Genomic DNA, 18,221 nt, shown 5'->3' with positions numbered 1-18,221 from the left:
GGATCCATGTTCGACACAGTGCTTGTGGCCAACCGGGGCGAGATCGCGGTCCGGGTCATCCGGACGCTGCGTTCGCTCGGTGTGCGCTCGGTGGCCGTCTTCTCCGACGCCGACGCCGACGCCCGGCACGTCCGGGAGGCCGACACAGCCGTACGGATCGGGCCGGCACCCGCGGCCGAGAGCTATCTGTCGGTGGAGCGGCTGCTCGAGGCCGCCGCGCGGAGCGGCGCCCAGGCGGTGCACCCGGGGTACGGCTTCCTCGCGGAGAACGCCGCCTTCGCGCAGGCCTGCACGGATGCGGGGCTGGTCTTCATCGGACCCCCCGCGCGGGCCATCTCGCTCATGGGCGACAAGATCCGCGCCAAGGAGACGGTACGGGCCGCCGGGGTCCCGGTCGTCCCCGGATCGAGCGGCAGCGGACTGACGGACGACGAACTGGACGCCGCGGCCCGTGAGATCGGCGTGCCGGTGCTGCTCAAGCCGTCGGCCGGCGGTGGCGGCAAGGGCATGCGGCTGGTGCGGGAGCCGGAGTTGCTGGCCGAGGAGATCGCGGCCGCCCGCCGTGAGGCCCGCGCCTCCTTCGGTGACGACACGCTCCTCGTCGAGCGCTGGATCGACCGGCCCCGCCACATCGAGATCCAGGTCCTGGCGGACGGCCACGGCAATGTGGTGCACCTGGGCGAGCGCGAGTGCTCGCTCCAGCGCCGCCACCAGAAGATCATCGAGGAGGCGCCGAGTGTCCTCCTCGACGAGGCGACTCGCGCGGCGATGGGCGAGGCGGCGGTCCAGGCGGCCCGCTCGTGCGGGTACGAGGGCGCGGGCACGGTGGAGTTCATCGTGCCGGGCAGCGACCCCTCCTCCTACTACTTCATGGAGATGAACACCCGCCTCCAGGTCGAGCACCCGGTCACCGAGCTGGTCACCGGCCTGGACCTGGTCGAGTGGCAGGTACGGGTGGCGGCGGGCGAGCCGTTGTCCTTCGGGCAGCGGGACGTCTCGCTCACCGGGCACGCGATCGAGGCCCGTGTCTGCGCCGAGGACCCGGCCCGCGGCTTCCTCCCCTCCGGCGGCACGGTGCTGTCGCTGCACGAACCCCAGGGCGACGGGGTGCGCACCGACTCGGGGCTGACCGAGGGCACCGAGGTCGGCAGCCTGTACGACCCGATGCTCTCGAAGGTCATCGCGTACGGCCCCGACCGTGCCACCGCGCTGCGCAGGCTGCGCGCGGCCCTCGCGCGGACCGTCACCCTCGGCGTGCAGACCAACGCCGGCTTCCTGCGCCGCCTGCTGGCCCATCCGGCCGTCGTGGCGGGCGAGTTGGACACCGGCCTCGTGGAGCGAGAGGTGGACGGCCTCGTCCCGACCGAGGTCCCCGAGGAGGTCTACGAGGCCGCCGCCGCCGTCCGGCTGGACGCGCTGCGGCCGCACGGCGAGGGCTGGACCGACCCGTTCTCCGTGCCGAGCGGCTGGCGCCTCGGCGGCGAACCCAGGCCCGTGACCTTCCCCCTGCGGGTGTACGAGCCGGTGGAGTACGCCCCCCGGGGTGCCCATACGGTCACCGGGGACCGGGTGTCCGTCGTCCTGGACGGCGTACGCCACACGTTCCACCGTGCCGCCGACTGGCTGGGCCGCGACGGCGACGCCTGGCACGTGCGCGACCACGACCCGGTCGCCGCGTCGCTCACCGGCGCCGCCCGCTCGGGGACCGACTCGCTGACCGCGCCCATGCCGGGCACGGTGACCGTCGTGAAGGTGGCCGTCGGGGACGAGGTGACGGCCGGGCAGAGCCTGCTGGTCGTCGAGGCGATGAAGATGGAGCACGTCATCTCCGCCCCGCACGCCGGGACCGTCGCCGAACTCGACGTCACCCCCGGCACGACGGTCGCCATGGACCAGGCGCTGGCCGTGATCGCGCCCCGCGAGGACGGCCGGGTGGACGGAGAGGTGGAGAAGTGACCGCTCAGGGACTGCCCATGGTCGTGCCGTCCGAGGACCTGCCGCCGAGGGTCAGGATCCACGAGGTCGGCGCGCGCGACGGACTGCAGAACGAAGGACGCACGGTGCCCACCGAGGTGAAGGCGGAGTTCATCCGCCGGCTCGCCGACTCGGGCCTGACCACCATCGAGGCCACCAGCTTCGTCCACCCCAAGTGGGTACCCCAGCTCGCGGACGCGGAGCAGTTGTTCCCGCTCGTCAGCGGGCTGCCCGTGGAACTGCCGGTGCTCGTGCCGAACCAGCGCGGACTGGACCGCGCCCTCGCGCTCGGAGTACGCCGGGTGGCCGTCTTCGCGAGCGCCACCGAGTCCTTCGCCAAGGCCAACCTCAACCGCAACCTGGACGAGTCCCTCGGGATCTTCGAACCGGTCGTCGAGCACGCGAAGTCCCGGAAGGTGCACGTCCGCGGCTATGTCTCCATGTGCTTCGGTGATCCCTGGGAGGGCGCCGTCCCGATCCACCAGGTGGTCCGGGTCTGCAAGGCGCTCATGGACATGGGCTGCGACGAGCTGAGCCTGGGCGACACGATCGGGGTGGCGACCCCGGGCCACGTCCAGGACCTGCTCTCGGAGCTGAACGAGGAGGGCGTGCCGACCAGCGCGATCGGTGTGCACTTCCACGACACCTACGGTCAGGCGCTCGCCAACACCCTGGCGGCGCTCCAGCACGGCGTGACGACCGTCGACGCCTCCGCGGGCGGTCTCGGCGGCTGCCCGTACGCGAAGTCCGCCACCGGAAACCTCGCCACCGAGGACCTCGTGTGGATGCTTCAGGGCCTCGGTATCGAAACCGGGGTCGATCTCGGCCGGCTCACCGCCACGAGCGTGTGGATGGCCGCGCACCTGGACCGGCCCAGCCCGTCCCGAACCGTCCGAGCCCTCTCCCACAAGGAGTGAACCCCATGGACCACCACCTCTCCCCCGAACTGGAGGAACTCCGGCGCACGGTCGAGGAGTTCGCTCACGACGTCGTGGAGCCCAAGATCGGCGACTTCTACGAGCGCCATGAGTTCCCGTACGAGATCGTCCGCGAGATGGGTCGCATGGGCCTGTTCGGGCTGCCCTTCCCGGAGGAGTACGGCGGCATGGGCGGCGACTACCTGGCGCTCGGAATCGCACTGGAGGAGCTCGCCCGGGTGGACTCCTCGGTGGCCATCACCCTGGAGGCGGGCGTCTCACTGGGCGCCATGCCGGTGTACCGCTTCGGCACGGAGGCCCAGAAGCAGGAGTGGCTCCCCCGTCTGTGCTCCGGCGAGGTCCTGGGCGCCTTCGGTCTGACGGAACCGGACGGCGGTTCGGACGCGGGCGCGACGCGCACCACGGCCCGGCTGGACACCGAGACCGACGAATGGGTGATCAACGGCACGAAGTGCTTCATCACCAACTCGGGCACGGACATCACCGGCCTGGTGACCGTCACCGCGGTCACCGGGCGTGCTCCTGACGGACGCCCGCAGATCTCGTCGATCATCGTCCCGTCCGGCACGCCCGGCTTCACGGTGGCGGCCCCGTACTCCAAGGTCGGCTGGAACGCCTCGGACACCCGTGAGCTGTCCTTCGTGGACGTCCGCGTGCCCGCCGCGAACCTGCTCGGCGAGGAGGGCCGCGGCTACGCCCAGTTCCTGCGCATCCTGGACGAGGGCCGCGTCGCCATCTCGGCCCTGGCGACGGGCCTTGCCCAGGGCTGTGTGGACGAGTCGGTGAAGTACGCGAAGGAGCGTCATGCCTTCGGCCGCTCCATCGGCGCGTACCAGGCGATCCAGTTCAAGATCGCCGATATGGAGATGAAGGCCCACACGGCCCGTCTGGCCTGGCGCGACGCCGCCTCCCGCCTGGTCTCCGGGGAGCCCTTCAAGAAGGAGGCGGCCCTGGCGAAGCTCTACTCGTCCACGGTCGCCGTCGACAACGCCCGTGACGCCACGCAGGTCCACGGCGGCTACGGCTTCATGAACGAGTACCCGGTGGCCCGCATGTGGCGTGACTCCAAGATCCTGGAGATCGGCGAGGGCACGAGCGAGGTCCAGCGGATGCTGATCGCCAGGGAGTTGGGGCTGGCGGGCTGACGTCGGAACCCCGTCCGGGCGGCCGCGGTGCGCGCGGCCGCCATCGGGCGCGGGTCAGTCAGCAGGTGCCCGCGCCCGCCCGCGGTGCCCCTCTGCGGCACGCGGAACGGGCCCCGAAGGCCCGCGAGCCGCCTCGGCCTGCCCCTGCCGTGTTCCCGGGCGATCCGTTCCCGGGCCCGGACGACCCACGCCGAAACGACCCCCGTCGGCCTCGGCCCCGCGGACCGGCGCAGGCCCTCTCCACTCCGACACCGGCGCCCTCGTGCCCGCAGGCGCCTCTCGACCACAAGGCCCACTACACGCCCAGGCCCTATGAGTTGACGACCGTGCGGCCGACTCCCGTGGTGCGCCCCCCGAGTGGACGAGGTCAAGATCTGCCGGTGAAACGGTAAAGCCTGGGAACATGACCCTCGGCACGGGGGGGGTCGCCCGACAAGGCTTCGGCGCCCTCCACCACTGGACACATAGTGAGGTTAGGCTAACCTATCTTCGAATTGGCCCGGCGGATGTTCCGCCCCGTTCGAAAGCAGCCTGACTCATGCCCAACGCCCGTGCCACCCGTCTTTCCCGCCGCGGCATCCTCGCCGCCGGCGGCACCCTCGGCCTCGGTGCCGTGCTCGCGGCCTGCGGCGACGACAAGGGGAAAAGCAGCGCTTCGGACAAGGGAACGGCCGCGGCCGAGTCCGGCCCGTGGTCGTTCAAGGACGACCGCGGCCAGACCGCGAAGGCGGACAGGACGCCGTCGAACATCGTCGCCTTCGTGGGCGTCGCCGCCGCGCTGCACGACTACGGCGTGGAGGTGAAGGGCGTCTTCGGCCCGACGAAGACCAAGGACGGCAAGGCCGACGTCCAGGCCGGCGACCTCGACATCAGCAAGGTCACCGTCCTCGGCAACGAGTGGGGCCAGTTCAACATCGAGAAGTACGCGGCCCTCACCCCCGATCTGCTCGTCTCCACGATGTTCGACGACGCCGGAACCCTGTGGTACGTCCCGGAGGAGTCCAAGAAGAAGATCCTCGCCGTCGGCGCCCCCGGCGTCGGGATCTCCCTCTACGACCGCCAGATGACCGAGCCGCTGCAGCGCATGCTCGAGCTCGCGAAGTCGCTCGGCGCGGACACCACCGGTGCGAAGATCGCCCAGGCCAAGAAGCGGTTCGAGGACGCGGCCGCCCGGCTGCGCGCGGCGGCCAAGGCCAAGCCCGACATCAAGGTGCTGGCGGGTTCCGCGAGCCAGGACATCTTCTATGTCTCCGGTTCGAACCTCTCCATCGACCTGGAGTACTTCAAGGCGCTCGGCGTGAACTTCGTCGAGCCGTCCCCCTCCGTGCTCAAGGCGAGCGGCGGCTGGTTCGAGAACCTCAGCTGGGAGAACGTCGACAAGTACAAGGCCGACGTCATCATGATGGACAACCGCACCTCGGCCATCCAGCCCGCCGACATCACCGAGGCGACCTGGAAGAAGCTTCCCGCGGTCAAGGCCGGCCAGGTCATCGCCCGCAATCCCGAGCCGATCCTGTCGTATGACAAGTGCGCCCCGCTGCTCGAGGACCTCGCCAAGGCGATCGAGACGGCGAAGAAGGTCGGCTGACCCGCCCCTCGCCGAGCCCCGGGGACCCCGCCCCTCGGGAGCCCCGATGCCGACGGCCGTAGCCGCCCCGCCCCGTTCCTTCTCCCTCCGGTCGGCACGGACGGGGCGGCTCGGTCCGTCTCCGGCCCGGGTCACCGTCACGGGAGGCGAACTGCGCGCGTCCCACTCGGGCGGACGGAACCAACGCCCCTCCCCCCTTTTCTCCGCATCCCGGCGGCCCGGCCCCACTGCCCCGATGGCGCTCGGCGACCGGCGGCGGCAGAAACGGGCGAACTCCCCCGTGGAGCAGGGGCGGTGATGCGCCGGCGGCCCCTTCACGCGCTGCCGTGGTCCCCGGCCTGATCGGCTCCGGTCTCGTGCCGCACGGCATGACGCCCGGCCCGACCGGGCGACGGACCCCGTGACACGCCGCTCGCGGGGACCGCGCCATGCTCCCCGGCCCGGCGACGGAGGACGACATGCGATCCGCTTCCGTCCGCCCGGACGCCCGCCGCCTTCCTCGAACAGCGGCCCCGGGTACCCGCGCCCATGTCCGGCCCGGGGCCGGACACGCCGCCGACGTCGAGGAACCCGTGAGCCGGACCGGCACCCGGATCAGCCGGCTCGCGGACGAGAAACCCCCGCACCGCTCCGAGAAGGAGACAGGTGTCCCCCACGACTGCGGCCCCGTGGCCATGCGTGAGCCCGAACTCCCTTTGCCGCAAGGCTCGTACGTCCGGGGCGCCGGCGGGTTCCGCCGGGTCGAGGCGTTGCGCCGGCAGTTCGTCGGCGACAGCGGGATCGACCGCCACCGCATCGTCGTCGTCCGTCCTCGGCGGCACGGCTCCAGTGGAGGGACAGCCGCACACGGGGGGGTGACCGCGGTCACGGGAGGGAAGGCGAGCCTGAGAAACTTAAGTTAGGCTAACCTAAGTTCAACCGGGCGACTTCGCCCTTCCCCACCCCGCACGGACTGTCCCCACCGGGAGGCCCCCACATGCGCTCGCACCTGCTCAATGACCTGACCGCGGAGCACTACCGCCGTTCCGTGACCGAAGGAGTCGAGCGGGTGGCCGCCAAACTCGCCGCCACCGACCGTCCGTTCACCGGCATCACGGTCGACACCCTCGCCCCCCGCATCGAGGGCATCGACCTGGACCGCCCGCTGCACGACACCTCGGCCGCCCTGGACGAGTTGGAGGAGCTCTACCTCCGCGACGCGATCTACTTCCACCACCCCCGCTATCTCGCCCATCTCAACTGCCCGGTCGTCATCCCGGCCGTTCTCGGCGAGGCCGTACTGTCCGCCGTCAACTCCTCCCTCGACACCTGGGACCAGTCGGCGGGCGGCACCCTCATCGAGCGCAGACTCATCGACTGGACGACCGGACGTCTCGGCCTCGGCCCGGCCGCCGACGGCGTGTTCACCTCCGGAGGCACCCAGTCCAACCTCCAGGCGCTGCTCCTGGCCCGCGAAGAGGTCAAGACCGACGACCTCGGACGGCTGAGGATCTTCACGTCCGAGGTCAGCCACTTCAGCGTGAAGAAGTCGGCGAAACTGCTCGGCCTCGGCCCCGACGCGGTGGTCTCCATCCCCGTCGGGCCCGACAGGCGCATGCGGACCGTGGCCCTCGCCCGCGAACTGGAGCGCTGCGCCCAGGACGGTCTGGTCCCGATGGCCGTCGTCGCGACCGCGGGCAGCACGGACTTCGGCTCCATCGACCCGCTGCCCGAGATCGCCCAGCTGTGTGCGCGGTCGGGTGTGTGGATGCACGTGGACGCGGCCTACGGCTGCGGGCTGCTGGCCTCCCTCCGACACCGGGACCGCCTGGCCGGCATCGAGCGCGCCGACTCGGTCACCGTCGACTACCACAAGTCCTTCTTCCAGCCGGTGAGTTCGTCCGCCGTGCTGGTCCGGGACGCCGCCACCCTGCGCCACGCGACCTATCACGCGGAGTACCTCAACCCCCGCCGTATGGTCCAGGAGCGCATCCCCAACCAGGTCGACAAGTCCCTGCAGACCACTCGCCGCTTCGACGCACTCAAGCTGTGGCTGACCCTGCGCACGATGGGCGCCGACGGCATCGGACAGCTCTTCGACGAGGTGTGCGAACTGGCCCAGGAGGGCTGGAAGCTGCTGGCCGTCGACCCGCGCTTCGACGTAGTGGTCCGGCCGGAGTTGTCGACGCTGGTCTTCCGCTGCATCCCGACGGCCGTCACCGACCCCGCCGAGATCGACCGCGCCAACCTGTACGCCCGCAAGGCCCTGTTCGCCTCCGGCGACGCCGTGGTCGCGGGCACCAAGGTCGGCGGCCGCCACTACCTGAAGTTCACCCTGCTCAACCCCGAGACGACGGCGGACGACATCTCCGCGGTCCTCGATCTGATCGCCGGCCACGCCGAGCAGTACCTGGGAGAGTCCCTTGACCGCGCTTGCTGAAGCCACCGACAAGACGTACGACTTCGTGGGGATCGGGCTCGGCCCCTTCAATCTCGGCCTCGCCTGTCTCACCGAGCCGATCGCCGGACTGGACGGCGTCTTCCTGGAGTCGAAGCCCACCTTCGAATGGCACTCGGGGATGTTCCTCGACGGCGCCCATCTCCAGACCCCGTTCATGTCGGACCTGGTCACCCTGGCCGACCCGACCTCCCCGTACTCCTTCCTCAACTACCTGAAGGAGCAGGGCCGGCTGTACGCGTTCTACATCCGGGAGAGCTTCTATCCCCTGCGCGTCGAGTACGACGACTACTGCCGCTGGGCGGCCTCGAAGCTGGGCAACGTCCGCTTCGGCACCACGGTCACCGAGGTGACGTACGAGGACGAGGTGTACGTCGTCCGTACGCAGTCGGGCGGCGCCTACCGGGCGCGCCGTCTGGTCCTCGGCACGGGCACCCCTCCCTACATCCCGGAGTCCTGCCGCGGCCTCGCCGGCGACCTCATCCACAACTCCCGGTATCTGGACCACAAGCACCGGCTGCAGGCCAAGGAGTCGATCACGCTGGTGGGCAGTGGACAGTCGGCCGCCGAGATCTACCAGGACCTGCTATCCGAGATCGACCTCCACGGCTACCAGCTGAACTGGGTCACCCGCTCACCGCGCTTCTTCCCGCTGGAGTACACCAAGCTCACGCTGGAGATGACCTCCCCCGAGTACATCGACTACTTCCACGGACTGCCCGAGCAGACCCGCTACCGCCTCACCGAACAGCACAAGGGGCTGTTCAAGGGCATCGACGGCGACCTGATCGACGAGATCTTCGACCTGCTGTACCGGAAGAACCTCGACGGGCCGGTCCCCACCCGGCTGCTGACGAACTCGGCTCTGGTCACTGCCCGTTACGACGACGGCCGGTACACGCTCGGCTTCCGCCAGGAGGAGCAGGAGAAGGACTTCGAGCTCCGCTCCCAGGGCCTGATCCTCGCCACCGGCTACAGGTACACCGAGCCGGAGTTCCTGAAGCCGGTCCGCGACCGGCTGCGCTACGACAGGCACGGCAACTTCGACGTGGCCCGGAACTACTCCATCGACACCACGGGCAGCGGCGTCTTCCTGCAGAACGCCGGTGTGCACACGCACAGCATCACCAGCCCCGACCTGGGCATGGGCCCGTACCGGAACGCGTACATCATCCGTGAGCTGCTCGGCACGGAGTACTACCCCGTCGAGAAGTCCATCGCCTTCCAGGAGTTCGCAGTATGAGTACGACCACCCTCGGCACCCTCGCCTTCCGCCCCCTCGACCCCCTCGAGGACGCCGAGCTCCTGCACGGCTGGGTGACGCACTCCAAGGCGGCCTTCTGGATGATGCAGGAGGCCAGGCTCGAGGACGTCGAACGCGCCTACATGGAGATCGCTGCCGACGAGCACCAGGACGCCCTCATCGGACTGCACGACGGGCAGCCCGCCTTCCTGATGGAGAGGTACGACCCGGCCCACCGGGAGCTGGTCGGCCTGTACGAGCCCCGGCCCGGCGACGTCGGCATGCACTTCCTGGTCGCACCGACCGAGACCCCGGTGCACGGATTCACCCGGGCCGTCATCACCGCCGTGATGCGGCGTCTGTTCGACGACGCGGCGACCGCACGCGTCGTCGTCGAGCCCGACGTCCACAACACGGCCGTGCACGCCCTGAACGCGGCCGTCGGGTTCGTGCCCGAGCGCGAGATCCTCAAGCCGGAGAAGACGGCGCTGCTCAGCTTCTGCACCCGTGCGCAGTTCGAGAGGGCGGTGGCGGCATGACCCTCGCCGACGCGGTCTCCCACCTCTCCCCCGAACGCTGGGAGAAGGCCAACCGCCTGCTGGTACGCAAAGCCCTCGCCGAGTTCGCACACGAGCGCCTGCTCGTCCCCGAGCCGGAGCCCGACGGCCGTTACCTCGTCCGCAGCGACGACGGGCGCACCCGCTACCGGTTCACGGCGACCGTCGGCACCCTCGACCACTGGCAGGTCGACCCCGGTTCGATCACCCGCCATCGGGAGGACGCCGAACTCCCGCTCGCTGCAATGGACTTCTTCATCGAGCTGCGCCACTCGCTCGGGCTGAGCGACGAGGTGCTCCCGGTCTATCTGGAGGAGATCTCCTCCACCCTCTCCGGCACCTGCTACAAGCTCACCAAACCGCAGCTCAGCGCCGCCGAGCTGGCCGCGAGCGGCTTCCAGGACATCGAGACCGGGATGACCGAGGGCCACCCCTGTTTCGTCGCCAACAACGGGCGGCTCGGCTTCGGCATCCACGAGTACCTGTCCTACGCGCCCGAGACCGCGAGCCCCGTCCGGCTGGTGTGGCTGGCCGCACACCGGTCACGGGCGGCGTTCACGGCGGGCGTCGGCATCGAGTACGAGTCCTTTCTGCGCCAGGAGTTGGGGGCCGCGACGGTCGAGCGCTTCCATGGGCAGCTCACCGGCCAGGGCCTCGACCCGGCCGAGTACCTCCTCATACCGGTCCACCCGTGGCAGTGGTGGAACAAGCTCACGGTCACCTTCGCCGCCGAGGTCGCCCGGCGCCACCTCGTCTGCCTCGGCGAGGGCGACGACGAGTACCTGGCCCAGCAGTCCATACGGACCTTCTTCAACTCGAGCAATCCGGAGAAGCACTATGTGAAGACGGCCCTGTCCGTCCTGAACATGGGCTTCATGCGCGGTCTCTCGGCCGCCTACATGGAGGCGACCCCGGCGATCAACGACTGGCTGGAGCGGCTCATCGAGAGCGATCCGGTGCTGATGTCGACCGGTCTCACGATCATTCGCGAGCGGGCGGCCGTCGGCTACCGCCACCTCGAGTACGAGGCCGCCACCGACCGCTACTCCCCCTATCGCAAGATGCTCGCGGCCCTGTGGCGCGAGAGTCCCGTCGCCTCGCTCCGGCCGGGCGAGACCCTCGCGACCATGGCGTCCCTCGCCCATGCCGACCACCGGGGCGCGTCCTTCGCGGGTGCGTTGATCGAGCGCTCGGGGCTCGTGCCGACCGAGTGGCTGCGCCGCTATCTGCGGGCGTACCTCACCCCGCTGCTGCACAGCTTCTACGCCTACGATCTGGTCTTCATGCCGCACGGCGAGAACGTCATCCTGGTCCTGAGGGACGGGGTCGTGCAACGCGCGATCTTCAAGGACATAGCCGAGGAGATCGCGGTCATGGACCCGGATGCGGTGCTGCCCCCGGAGGTGGCTCGGATCCGTGTCGAGGTCCCGGAGGACCAGAAGCTGCTGTCGATCTTCACGGACGTCTTCGACTGCTTCCTGCGCTTCGTCGCCGCCCATCTCGCCGCCGAGGGAGTACTGGAGGAGCGGGACTTCTGGCGGACGGTCGCCGAGACGGTCCACGAGTACCAGGACGCCAATCCCCGGCTCGCCGACAGGTTCCGGCAGTACGACATGTTCGCCCCGGAGTTCGCGCTGTCCTGCCTCAACAGGCTCCAGCTGCACGACAACCGGCAGATGGTGGACCTGGCCGATCCCTCGGCGGCACTCCAGCTGGTCGGGAACCTGAGGAACCCGATCGCGGGCCTGTAGCGGGCCCACACGGACGGGCGGGCACCCCGGTGTACGGTCCACCGGGGTGCCCGTTCCGATGTGCTCGCCTATCGTGTGGGCCAGGGCACCTGCGGCGACCTGTAGTACCCGATCCCGAGTGCCTCCCAGCGGGGCGCCTGCGCCGCGAGACGCACCCGGTAGTCGTTCCAGTCGTGGGTGGAGGCCGGCGACCAGCCCAGTTCGGCCACACCCGGCAGCCGCGGGAAGGCCATGTAGTCGATGTCGGCGCTCGTGACGAGCGTCTCGCTCCACAGCGGTGCCTCGACACCGGCGATCGCCGACGCCGGCGCCCCCGGCAGGTAGCTGCCCGGGTCCCAGTCGTAGGACCGCCGGACCTCCACCAGTCCCGCCCAGTCCTGGCCGAGCGGCGTGTCCTCGGTGTACTTCATGTCGAGGTAGAGACGGTCTGCCGGGGACAGAACCAACCGGGTGCCGTTCTGTGCCGCCTCGGCGACCTGCGCCTTCTCGTCGGCGCCGGTGTCGTCGAGCCCCCAGTACTGCGCGAGGGCGCCCTTGACCGGATGCGCGCCGGTGATCTGGTGCCAGCCGATCACCGTCTTGCCGTACTTGGCGACGATCGGCTGTACCCGGTCCACGAACGACACGTAGTCGTCGTGGCTGGTGGAGTGGGCCTCGTCGCCGCCGATGTGGATGTAGCGGCCCGGGGTGATGGCGGCCAGCTCGCGTACGACGTCGTCCACGAAGTCGTACGTCAGCTGCTTGGACACGCACAGCGAGCTGAAGCCGACCTCGGTTCCCGTGTAGAGCGGGGGCGCCACGCCGTCGCAGTTCAGCTCGGCGTACGAGGACAGGGCGGCGTTGGTGTGGCCCGGCATGTCGATCTCCGGGACGACCTCCAGATAGCGTGAGGCCGCGTAACGGACGATCTCCTTGTACTGCGCCTTGGTGTAGTAGCCGCCCTTGCCGCCGCCCACCTCGGTCGAACCGCCGTGGGTCGTGAGGCGCGGCCAGGAGTCGACCGCGATCCGCCAGCCCTGGTCGTCGCTCAGATGCAGATGCAGGGTGTTGATCTTGTACAGGGCCAGCTCGTCGATGTAGCGCTTCACCTGCGAGACGGTGAAGAAGTGACGGGAGACGTCGAGCATGGCGCCGCGGTAGCCGTAGCGCGGGGAGTCCTTGACGGTGACACCCTGTACGGTCCAGGGCCCGGGTTGCGCGGTCTTCTTCTCGACGGCCGCGGGCAGGAGCTGGCGCAGGGTCTGCACGCCGTGGAAGAGCCCGGCGGGCTCGCGGGCGGTGATCGTGACCCCATGAGCGCCGCTGTCGAGGCGGTAGCCCTCCGCGCCGAACGGACCACCGGCAAGACGGAGTCGGATGCCGCCGGAACCGTGCGTCGTGACCTGCAGGGGGTAGCCCGTCGAGGGCCGCAGGACGTCGGCCAGATAGTCGCCGACCTGGCGCGCCGCGCGTGAGTCGTCGACGTGGATCTGCGTGCCGCGGGTGATCCGGTACGGGGAACCGGCCGTCTCGACCGAGGCCGGTGCCGGGACCACCCGGACCGCGGGGGCCGCGGGGCGGTCGGCCGCGGCGGGTGTCGCACCGACTGCGACGGAGAGTCCGGCAGCCGCCATGAGCAGCAGCGTACCGAGGAGGCGGGGCGTTCTGTGGTGCAGTCTCACATGCGCTCCCTTCCACGAGCGTTCACGGGCTCGTCCGGCCCGGACCCGATGGGTATAGACCACTCTCCCGCACACTCGATGGAACAATCACCCTCATGGCGGAAATCATCCAGAAGGACGGCACGTGGGCCTTCGACGGTGACACGTTGCGGCTGACGCCGGGCCGGGACAGGGGCGTCAGCCTGCTGCGCCGGACCCTGGGTGAACTCACCGTCCCGCTGGGCGCGTTGGCGGGCATATCGTTCGAGCAGGGCCGGAAGTCGGGGCGGCTGAGGCTGCGCCTGCGCGACGGCGCCGACCCGCTGCTGCAGGCGACCGGGGGCAGGCTCGCTGAGTCCGACGACCCCTTCCGGCTCACCGTCGAGTCCGACCGCTACGGCGTCGCCGAGTACCTGGCGGACGAGGTGCGCACCGCCATCGTGCTGGACCAGATGCCGTCCGCTCCGGTCGAGGGCTATCTGCTGCCCGGTCCCTCCGTCCCGCTGTCCGTCTCCGCCGGCGACGGCACGGCGAGCTTCGACGGCGAACGCGTCCGGCTGGAGTGGAACTGGAAGACGGAGGAGGCGAAGTCGGCCGGAGGCGCCCGCACGCTCGCCGTGACCGACATCACCGCCGTGACCTGGCAGCCGACAGCCGGCCTGGAGAACGGCTGCCTGCGCTTCACCGTGCGCGGCGCCGAGACCGAGGCGCCGCCGAAGTACGACCCCCACGCGGTGGAGCTGTGGGGCTTCAAGAAGGACCCGCTGATGGCGCTCGTCGCGGCCGCCGTGCAGGCGCGGCTGCCGCACCCCGCCGCACCCGTGGACGACGTACGGCCGGCGGGCAAGCGGCTCACCCTGCCCGCCCAGGCTCCGTCGCCTGCCGTCGAGGACGCCCACGACGCCCTGCTGCGCCGTCTGCGGGAGCTCGGCGACCTGCATCGGGCGGGCGTCCTGACGGACGAGGAGTTCACGACGGCCAAGCAGGCGGTCCTCAAGCGGATGTGAGGACCGCCCGCCGTCGGCACGTTCCGCCCTGCGGGGGGTGGCGACCTTACTTGGCCCGGCGTGCCACGGTGAAGTGGTCGACCTGCTCACCGGACTCGGCGATGCCGCGCACCGTCAGCGTGGCGTAGCGACCCCGGGACGCGGGCGTGACGTCGACGCGCAGGAACGAGTAGTCGAGGTAGCGCACGCGCGACCAGGTGACGTTCTCGTTGACCTTGCCGTCCTTGGCGTTGATGAAGGAGGCCACCGACTCGACCTCGTTCTCGTGGCCCTCGTACGACAGGGGGGCGCTGAAGGCGTAGAGACTGCGGCCCGCCGCGCCCGCCGTGACGTACACGACGCCCTCGGACTCGGAGTACGCCGTACCGCCGATCGGGAGCTTCTTGGTGACCGCGCCCGCCTTGATGACGTCGGTGCGCTCGTACTGGTGGTTGTGGCCGTTGATGACCAGGTCAACGGTGTACTTCTCGAACAGCGGCACCCACTCCTGTCGCACTCCGCCCTCCGAGGCGTGCGACGTGGAGGTGCAGTAGGCGCAGTGGTGGAAGAAGACGACGATGAAGTCGACGTCGTGGCTCGCCCGGTACTTCTTGAGCTGGGCCTCCAGCCACTTGGTCTGGGTGCCGCCGGAGATGCCCAGGTTGGCCGGGATCTCGAAGGAGACGTCGTTGGCGTCCAGCGAGATGACCGCCGTGTTGCCGTAGACGAAGGAGTAGACGCCCGGCAGGTTCTTCTTGTCCGGTCCGTTGTCCGGCAGGGTCCAGCGCGCTTCCTCGCCGCCGTAGCCGTTGGGCGAGTACCAGGCCTCCATGTCGTGGTTGCCGTAGGCCGGCATCCAGGGGACCTGCTTGGCGACGGACTCCGTCTGGAGCAGGAACTGGTCCCACACGCGCGAGTCGAAGCCGGTGTCGTCCTTCCTGCCCTGGCCCGCCGGGTCGCCGTAGGCGATGTCGCCGGCGTGCAGGTGGAAGGCCGGGTTCTGACCGAGGAGCAGGCTGTTGTTGGCCAGCGCGTGGTAGCTGACGCCCTCGTCGCCGAACGCCGTGAAGGTGAACGGCTCGGCGTGCGAGGGGGCGGTGGTGAAGGTGCCGAGGGTGCCCAGCAGATGGCGCTCGGCCGGGTCGAAGCCCGCGTGGCCGACCCCGTAGTAGTACGTCTGGCCGGGACGCAGGTGGGTGAGCTTGGCGTGCAGGTAGTACTGCGTGTGGTCGCCGCTGGCACCGACACCCGCCGGGGTGTACAGGGTGCGGACCTCCGCCGAGATCTTGCGGGACAGGTCCCAGGGGTGGGCACCGATCCGGATGAAGGGGTTCTTGACGGCGACCGGGACCTGCCAGGAGACCGTGATCTCGGTGCGCGGGTCGTTGCCGAAGGCCAGGTGGCGCCCGAAGGGGGCGACCAGAGCGCCGTCGACGGACTCGGTCGCCGGGGCCGTGCGCTGGGCCGGGACGGCCGCCTGGGCGGTGGCGCCCGGGACGAACGCGCCACCCGCGACGGCGCCGAGGGTGACGGCACCGCCTCTCATCATCGTGCGCCGTGAGAATCTCGCGCGCAGGTACTCGTGCTGCTCAGCCATGCTCATGTCGGCCGCGAGCTTCTCGGGAACTCCCATACGAGGTATGTCCATGTGGCCCGAACTTCCTCCACATGAGCAACGTGACGCAGGACGCAGAATGGACAGCGGTCAAACAAGGACCCATAAGAGTTTCAACTGCACCCTGCCCGAAACCGGGCATGATTCTTGCGATTCCGGCGCCCGTACCCCAGGATCTACCGGGTGCACGACGAACTTGTTGATCACCTGATGCGATCCACGCCCCTCAACCGGGGCGAGGCGCTGCGTGTGGTCCAGGACGTGCTCGCCTTCTTCGACGAGACGACCGAGGACTTCGTCCGTCGCCGCCATCGCGAGCTGCAGGCCCAGGGCCTGGTGAACGCGACGATCTTCGAACGGATCGAGGCGGATCTGAAGTACCGCGCGGTGGCACCTCCCGAGCTCACGCTCCGGCAGCTGCGCCGCATCGTCTACGGCTGAGACGCCGAGGGGCACTTCACCACAACAAGACAAAAGGGAGATCAGGGACATATATGTGCGGAATCGTCGGATACATCGGTAGGCGTGACGTGGCTCCGCTGCTGCTGGAAGGCCTGCAGCGACTCGAGTACCGCGGCTACGACTCGGCGGGCATCGTCGTGACCTCGCCGAAGACGGCCGGCCTGAAGATGGTCAAGGCCAAGGGCCGGGTCCGCGACCTCGAGGCCAAGGTCCCCGCGCGCTTCAAGGGCACCATCGGTATCGCCCACACCCGCTGGGCCACGCACGGCGCCCCCTCCGACGTGAACGCCCACCCGCACATGTCGGCCGACAACAAGGTCGCCGTCGTCCACAACGGCATCATCGACAACGCCGCCGAACTGCGCAGGAAGCTGGAGGCGGACGGCGTCGAGTTCCTCTCCGAGACCGACACCGAGGTCCTCACCCATCTCGTCGCCCTCTCGCAGGCCGAGACCCTGGAGGAGAAGGTCCGCCAGGCGCTGCGGGTCGTCGAGGGCACCTACGGCATCGCCGTGATGCACGCCGACTTCCCCGACCGCATCGTGGTGGCCCGCAACGGCTCCCCCGTCGTGCTCGGCATCGGCGAGAAGGAGATGTTCGTCGCCTCCGACGTCGCCGCGCTGGTCACCCACACCCGCCAGATAGTCACCCTCGACGACGGCGAGATGGCCACCCTCAAGGCCGACGACTTCCGCACGTACACCACCGAGGGCACCCGTACGACGGCCGAGCCGACCACCGTGGAGTGGGAGGCCGAGTCCTACGACATGGGCGGCCACGACACCTATATGCACAAGGAGATCCACGAGCAGGCCGACGCCGTGGACCGGGTGCTGCGCGGCCGCATCGACGACCGGTTCTCCACCGTGCACCTCGGCGGCCTGAACCTGGACGCCCGGGAGGCGCGCGCCGTGCGCCGGGTGAAGATCCTCGGCTGCGGCACCTCCTACCACGCGGGCATGATCGGCGCCCAGATGATCGAGGAGCTGGCCCGTATCCCGGCCGACGCCGAGCCTGCCTCGGAGTTCCGCTACCGCAACGCGGTGGTGGACCCCGACACGCTGTACGTCGCGGTCTCCCAGTCGGGTGAGACCTATGACGTGCTGGCCGCCGTGCAGGAGCTGAAGCGCAAGGGCGCGCGGGTGCTGGGCATCGTCAACGTGGTCGGTTCGGCGATCGCGCGTGAGGCGGACGGCGGTATGTACGTCCACGCCGGGCCCGAGGTGTGCGTGGTGTCCACCAAGTGCTTCACCAACACCACCGTCGCCTTCGCGCTGCTCGCCCTGCACCTCGGTCGCACGCGTGATCTGTCCGTGCGCGACGGCAAGCGGATCATCGAGGGTCTGCGCAGGCTGCCCGAGCAGATCTCCGAGATCCTCAAGCAGGAGGAGGAGATCAAGCAGCTCGCGGACCAGTTCGCCGAGGCCCGCTCGATGCTCTTCATCGGGCGCGTGCGCGGCTACCCGGTGGCCCGCGAGGCCTCGTTGAAGCTGAAGGAGGTCTCGTACATCCACGCCGAGGCCTACCCGGCCTCCGAGCTCAAGCACGGCCCGCTGGCGCTGATCGAGCCGGCCCTTCCGACCGTCGCCATCGTGCCGGACGACGACCTGCTGGAGAAGAACCGCGCGGCCATGGAGGAGATCAAGGCCCGCAGCGGCCGGATCCTCGCGGTCGCCCACCGGGAGCAGGAAAAGGCCGACGACACGATCGTCGTCCCGAAGAACGAGGACGAGCTGGACCCGATCCTGATGGGCATTCCGCTCCAACTCCTCGCCTACCACACGGCGTTGGCGCTCGGTCGGGACATCGACAAGCCGCGCAACCTGGCCAAGTCGGTGACGGTGGAGTAGCGGCTCCCGGCTCACCGGCTTACATGTGAACGACC

The 18,221-nt window shown here is 69.8% G+C and carries 13 protein-coding genes; 11 read left to right on the top strand and 2 right to left on the bottom strand.

The annotated features are described in order from the left end of the window. The first annotated feature begins 6 nt into the window (after positions 1-6). From RCR19_RS23410 to RCR19_RS23375, 8 genes are all read left to right on the top strand, one after another. Positions 7-1,956: an acetyl-CoA carboxylase biotin carboxylase subunit gene (locus RCR19_RS23410; RefSeq protein WP_331266900.1), complete on the top strand. Its 1,950-nt coding sequence runs from the start codon at positions 7-9 to the stop codon at positions 1,954-1,956. Between the two features lie 17 nt (positions 1,957-1,973). Next, positions 1,974-2,891, top strand: coding sequence for a hydroxymethylglutaryl-CoA lyase (locus RCR19_RS23405; RefSeq protein ID WP_331269533.1), 918 nt, complete (start codon positions 1,974-1,976; stop codon positions 2,889-2,891). A 5-nt stretch (positions 2,892-2,896) separates the two neighbouring features. After that, the gene (locus tag RCR19_RS23400) at positions 2,897-4,057 is read left to right on the top strand and encodes an acyl-CoA dehydrogenase family protein (protein ID WP_331266899.1); all 1,161 of its coding nucleotides are present in this window, start codon (positions 2,897-2,899) and stop codon (positions 4,055-4,057) included. A gap of 538 nt (positions 4,058-4,595) precedes the next feature. Continuing rightward, on the top strand, positions 4,596-5,645 hold the full coding sequence (locus RCR19_RS23395) for an ABC transporter substrate-binding protein (protein WP_331266898.1): 1,050 nt from the start codon (positions 4,596-4,598) through the stop codon (positions 5,643-5,645). 976 nt (positions 5,646-6,621) lie between these two features. After that, positions 6,622-8,064, top strand: a complete 1,443-nt coding sequence (gene desA, locus RCR19_RS23390) for a lysine decarboxylase DesA (RefSeq protein ID WP_331266897.1) — start codon at positions 6,622-6,624, stop codon at positions 8,062-8,064. Next, complete coding sequence (locus RCR19_RS23385; protein ID WP_331266896.1) at positions 8,048-9,325, top strand: SidA/IucD/PvdA family monooxygenase; 1,278 nt, start codon at positions 8,048-8,050, stop codon at positions 9,323-9,325. The genes desA and RCR19_RS23385 overlap by 17 nt, the downstream gene beginning before the upstream one ends. Further along, complete coding sequence (locus tag RCR19_RS23380) at positions 9,322-9,864, top strand: GNAT family N-acetyltransferase (RefSeq protein ID WP_331266895.1); 543 nt, start codon at positions 9,322-9,324, stop codon at positions 9,862-9,864. The genes RCR19_RS23385 and RCR19_RS23380 overlap by 4 nt, the downstream gene beginning before the upstream one ends. Next, a complete protein-coding gene (locus RCR19_RS23375; protein ID WP_331266894.1) occupies positions 9,861-11,633 on the top strand; it encodes an IucA/IucC family siderophore biosynthesis protein in 1,773 nt (590 codons plus the stop codon). Before RCR19_RS23380 ends, RCR19_RS23375 begins: the two co-directional genes overlap by 4 nt. 68 nt (positions 11,634-11,701) lie before the next feature. On the opposite strand, the gene RCR19_RS23370 is transcribed toward RCR19_RS23375, so the two are convergent. Further along, positions 11,702-13,294 carry a beta-N-acetylhexosaminidase gene (locus tag RCR19_RS23370; RefSeq protein WP_331266893.1) on the bottom strand — a complete coding sequence of 531 codons (1,593 nt, stop codon included), beginning with the start codon at positions 13,292-13,294 and terminating at the stop codon, positions 11,702-11,704. A 95-nt stretch (positions 13,295-13,389) separates the two neighbouring features. On the opposite strand from RCR19_RS23370, the gene RCR19_RS23365 reads away from it, so the two are divergent. Next, positions 13,390-14,280: a DUF4429 domain-containing protein gene (locus tag RCR19_RS23365; RefSeq protein ID WP_331266892.1), complete on the top strand. Its 891-nt coding sequence runs from the start codon at positions 13,390-13,392 to the stop codon at positions 14,278-14,280. Positions 14,281-14,326: 46 nt separating this feature from the next. On the opposite strand, the gene RCR19_RS23360 is transcribed toward RCR19_RS23365, so the two are convergent. After that, a complete protein-coding gene (locus RCR19_RS23360) occupies positions 14,327-15,892 on the bottom strand; it encodes a metallophosphoesterase family protein (protein ID WP_331269532.1) in 1,566 nt (521 codons plus the stop codon). Positions 15,893-16,057: 165 nt separating this feature from the next. Between RCR19_RS23360 and RCR19_RS23355 the strand changes: the two genes are divergently transcribed. Next, positions 16,058-16,315: a hypothetical protein gene (locus tag RCR19_RS23355; protein ID WP_059127658.1), complete on the top strand. Its 258-nt coding sequence runs from the start codon at positions 16,058-16,060 to the stop codon at positions 16,313-16,315. Positions 16,316-16,368: 53 nt separating this feature from the next. After that, positions 16,369-18,186, top strand: a complete 1,818-nt coding sequence (gene glmS / locus RCR19_RS23350; protein ID WP_331266891.1) for a glutamine--fructose-6-phosphate transaminase (isomerizing) — start codon at positions 16,369-16,371, stop codon at positions 18,184-18,186. Positions 18,187-18,221: the final 35 nt, after the last annotated feature.

Origin of the sequence: Streptomyces sp. WAC07094, from assembly GCF_036320405.1 — a bacterium.
GTDB lineage: Bacteria > Actinomycetota > Actinomycetes > Streptomycetales > Streptomycetaceae > Streptomyces > Streptomyces lannensis.
Note: the sequence above shows the minus strand (reverse complement) of the source record. Positions and strands in the feature narration are given on the sequence as shown.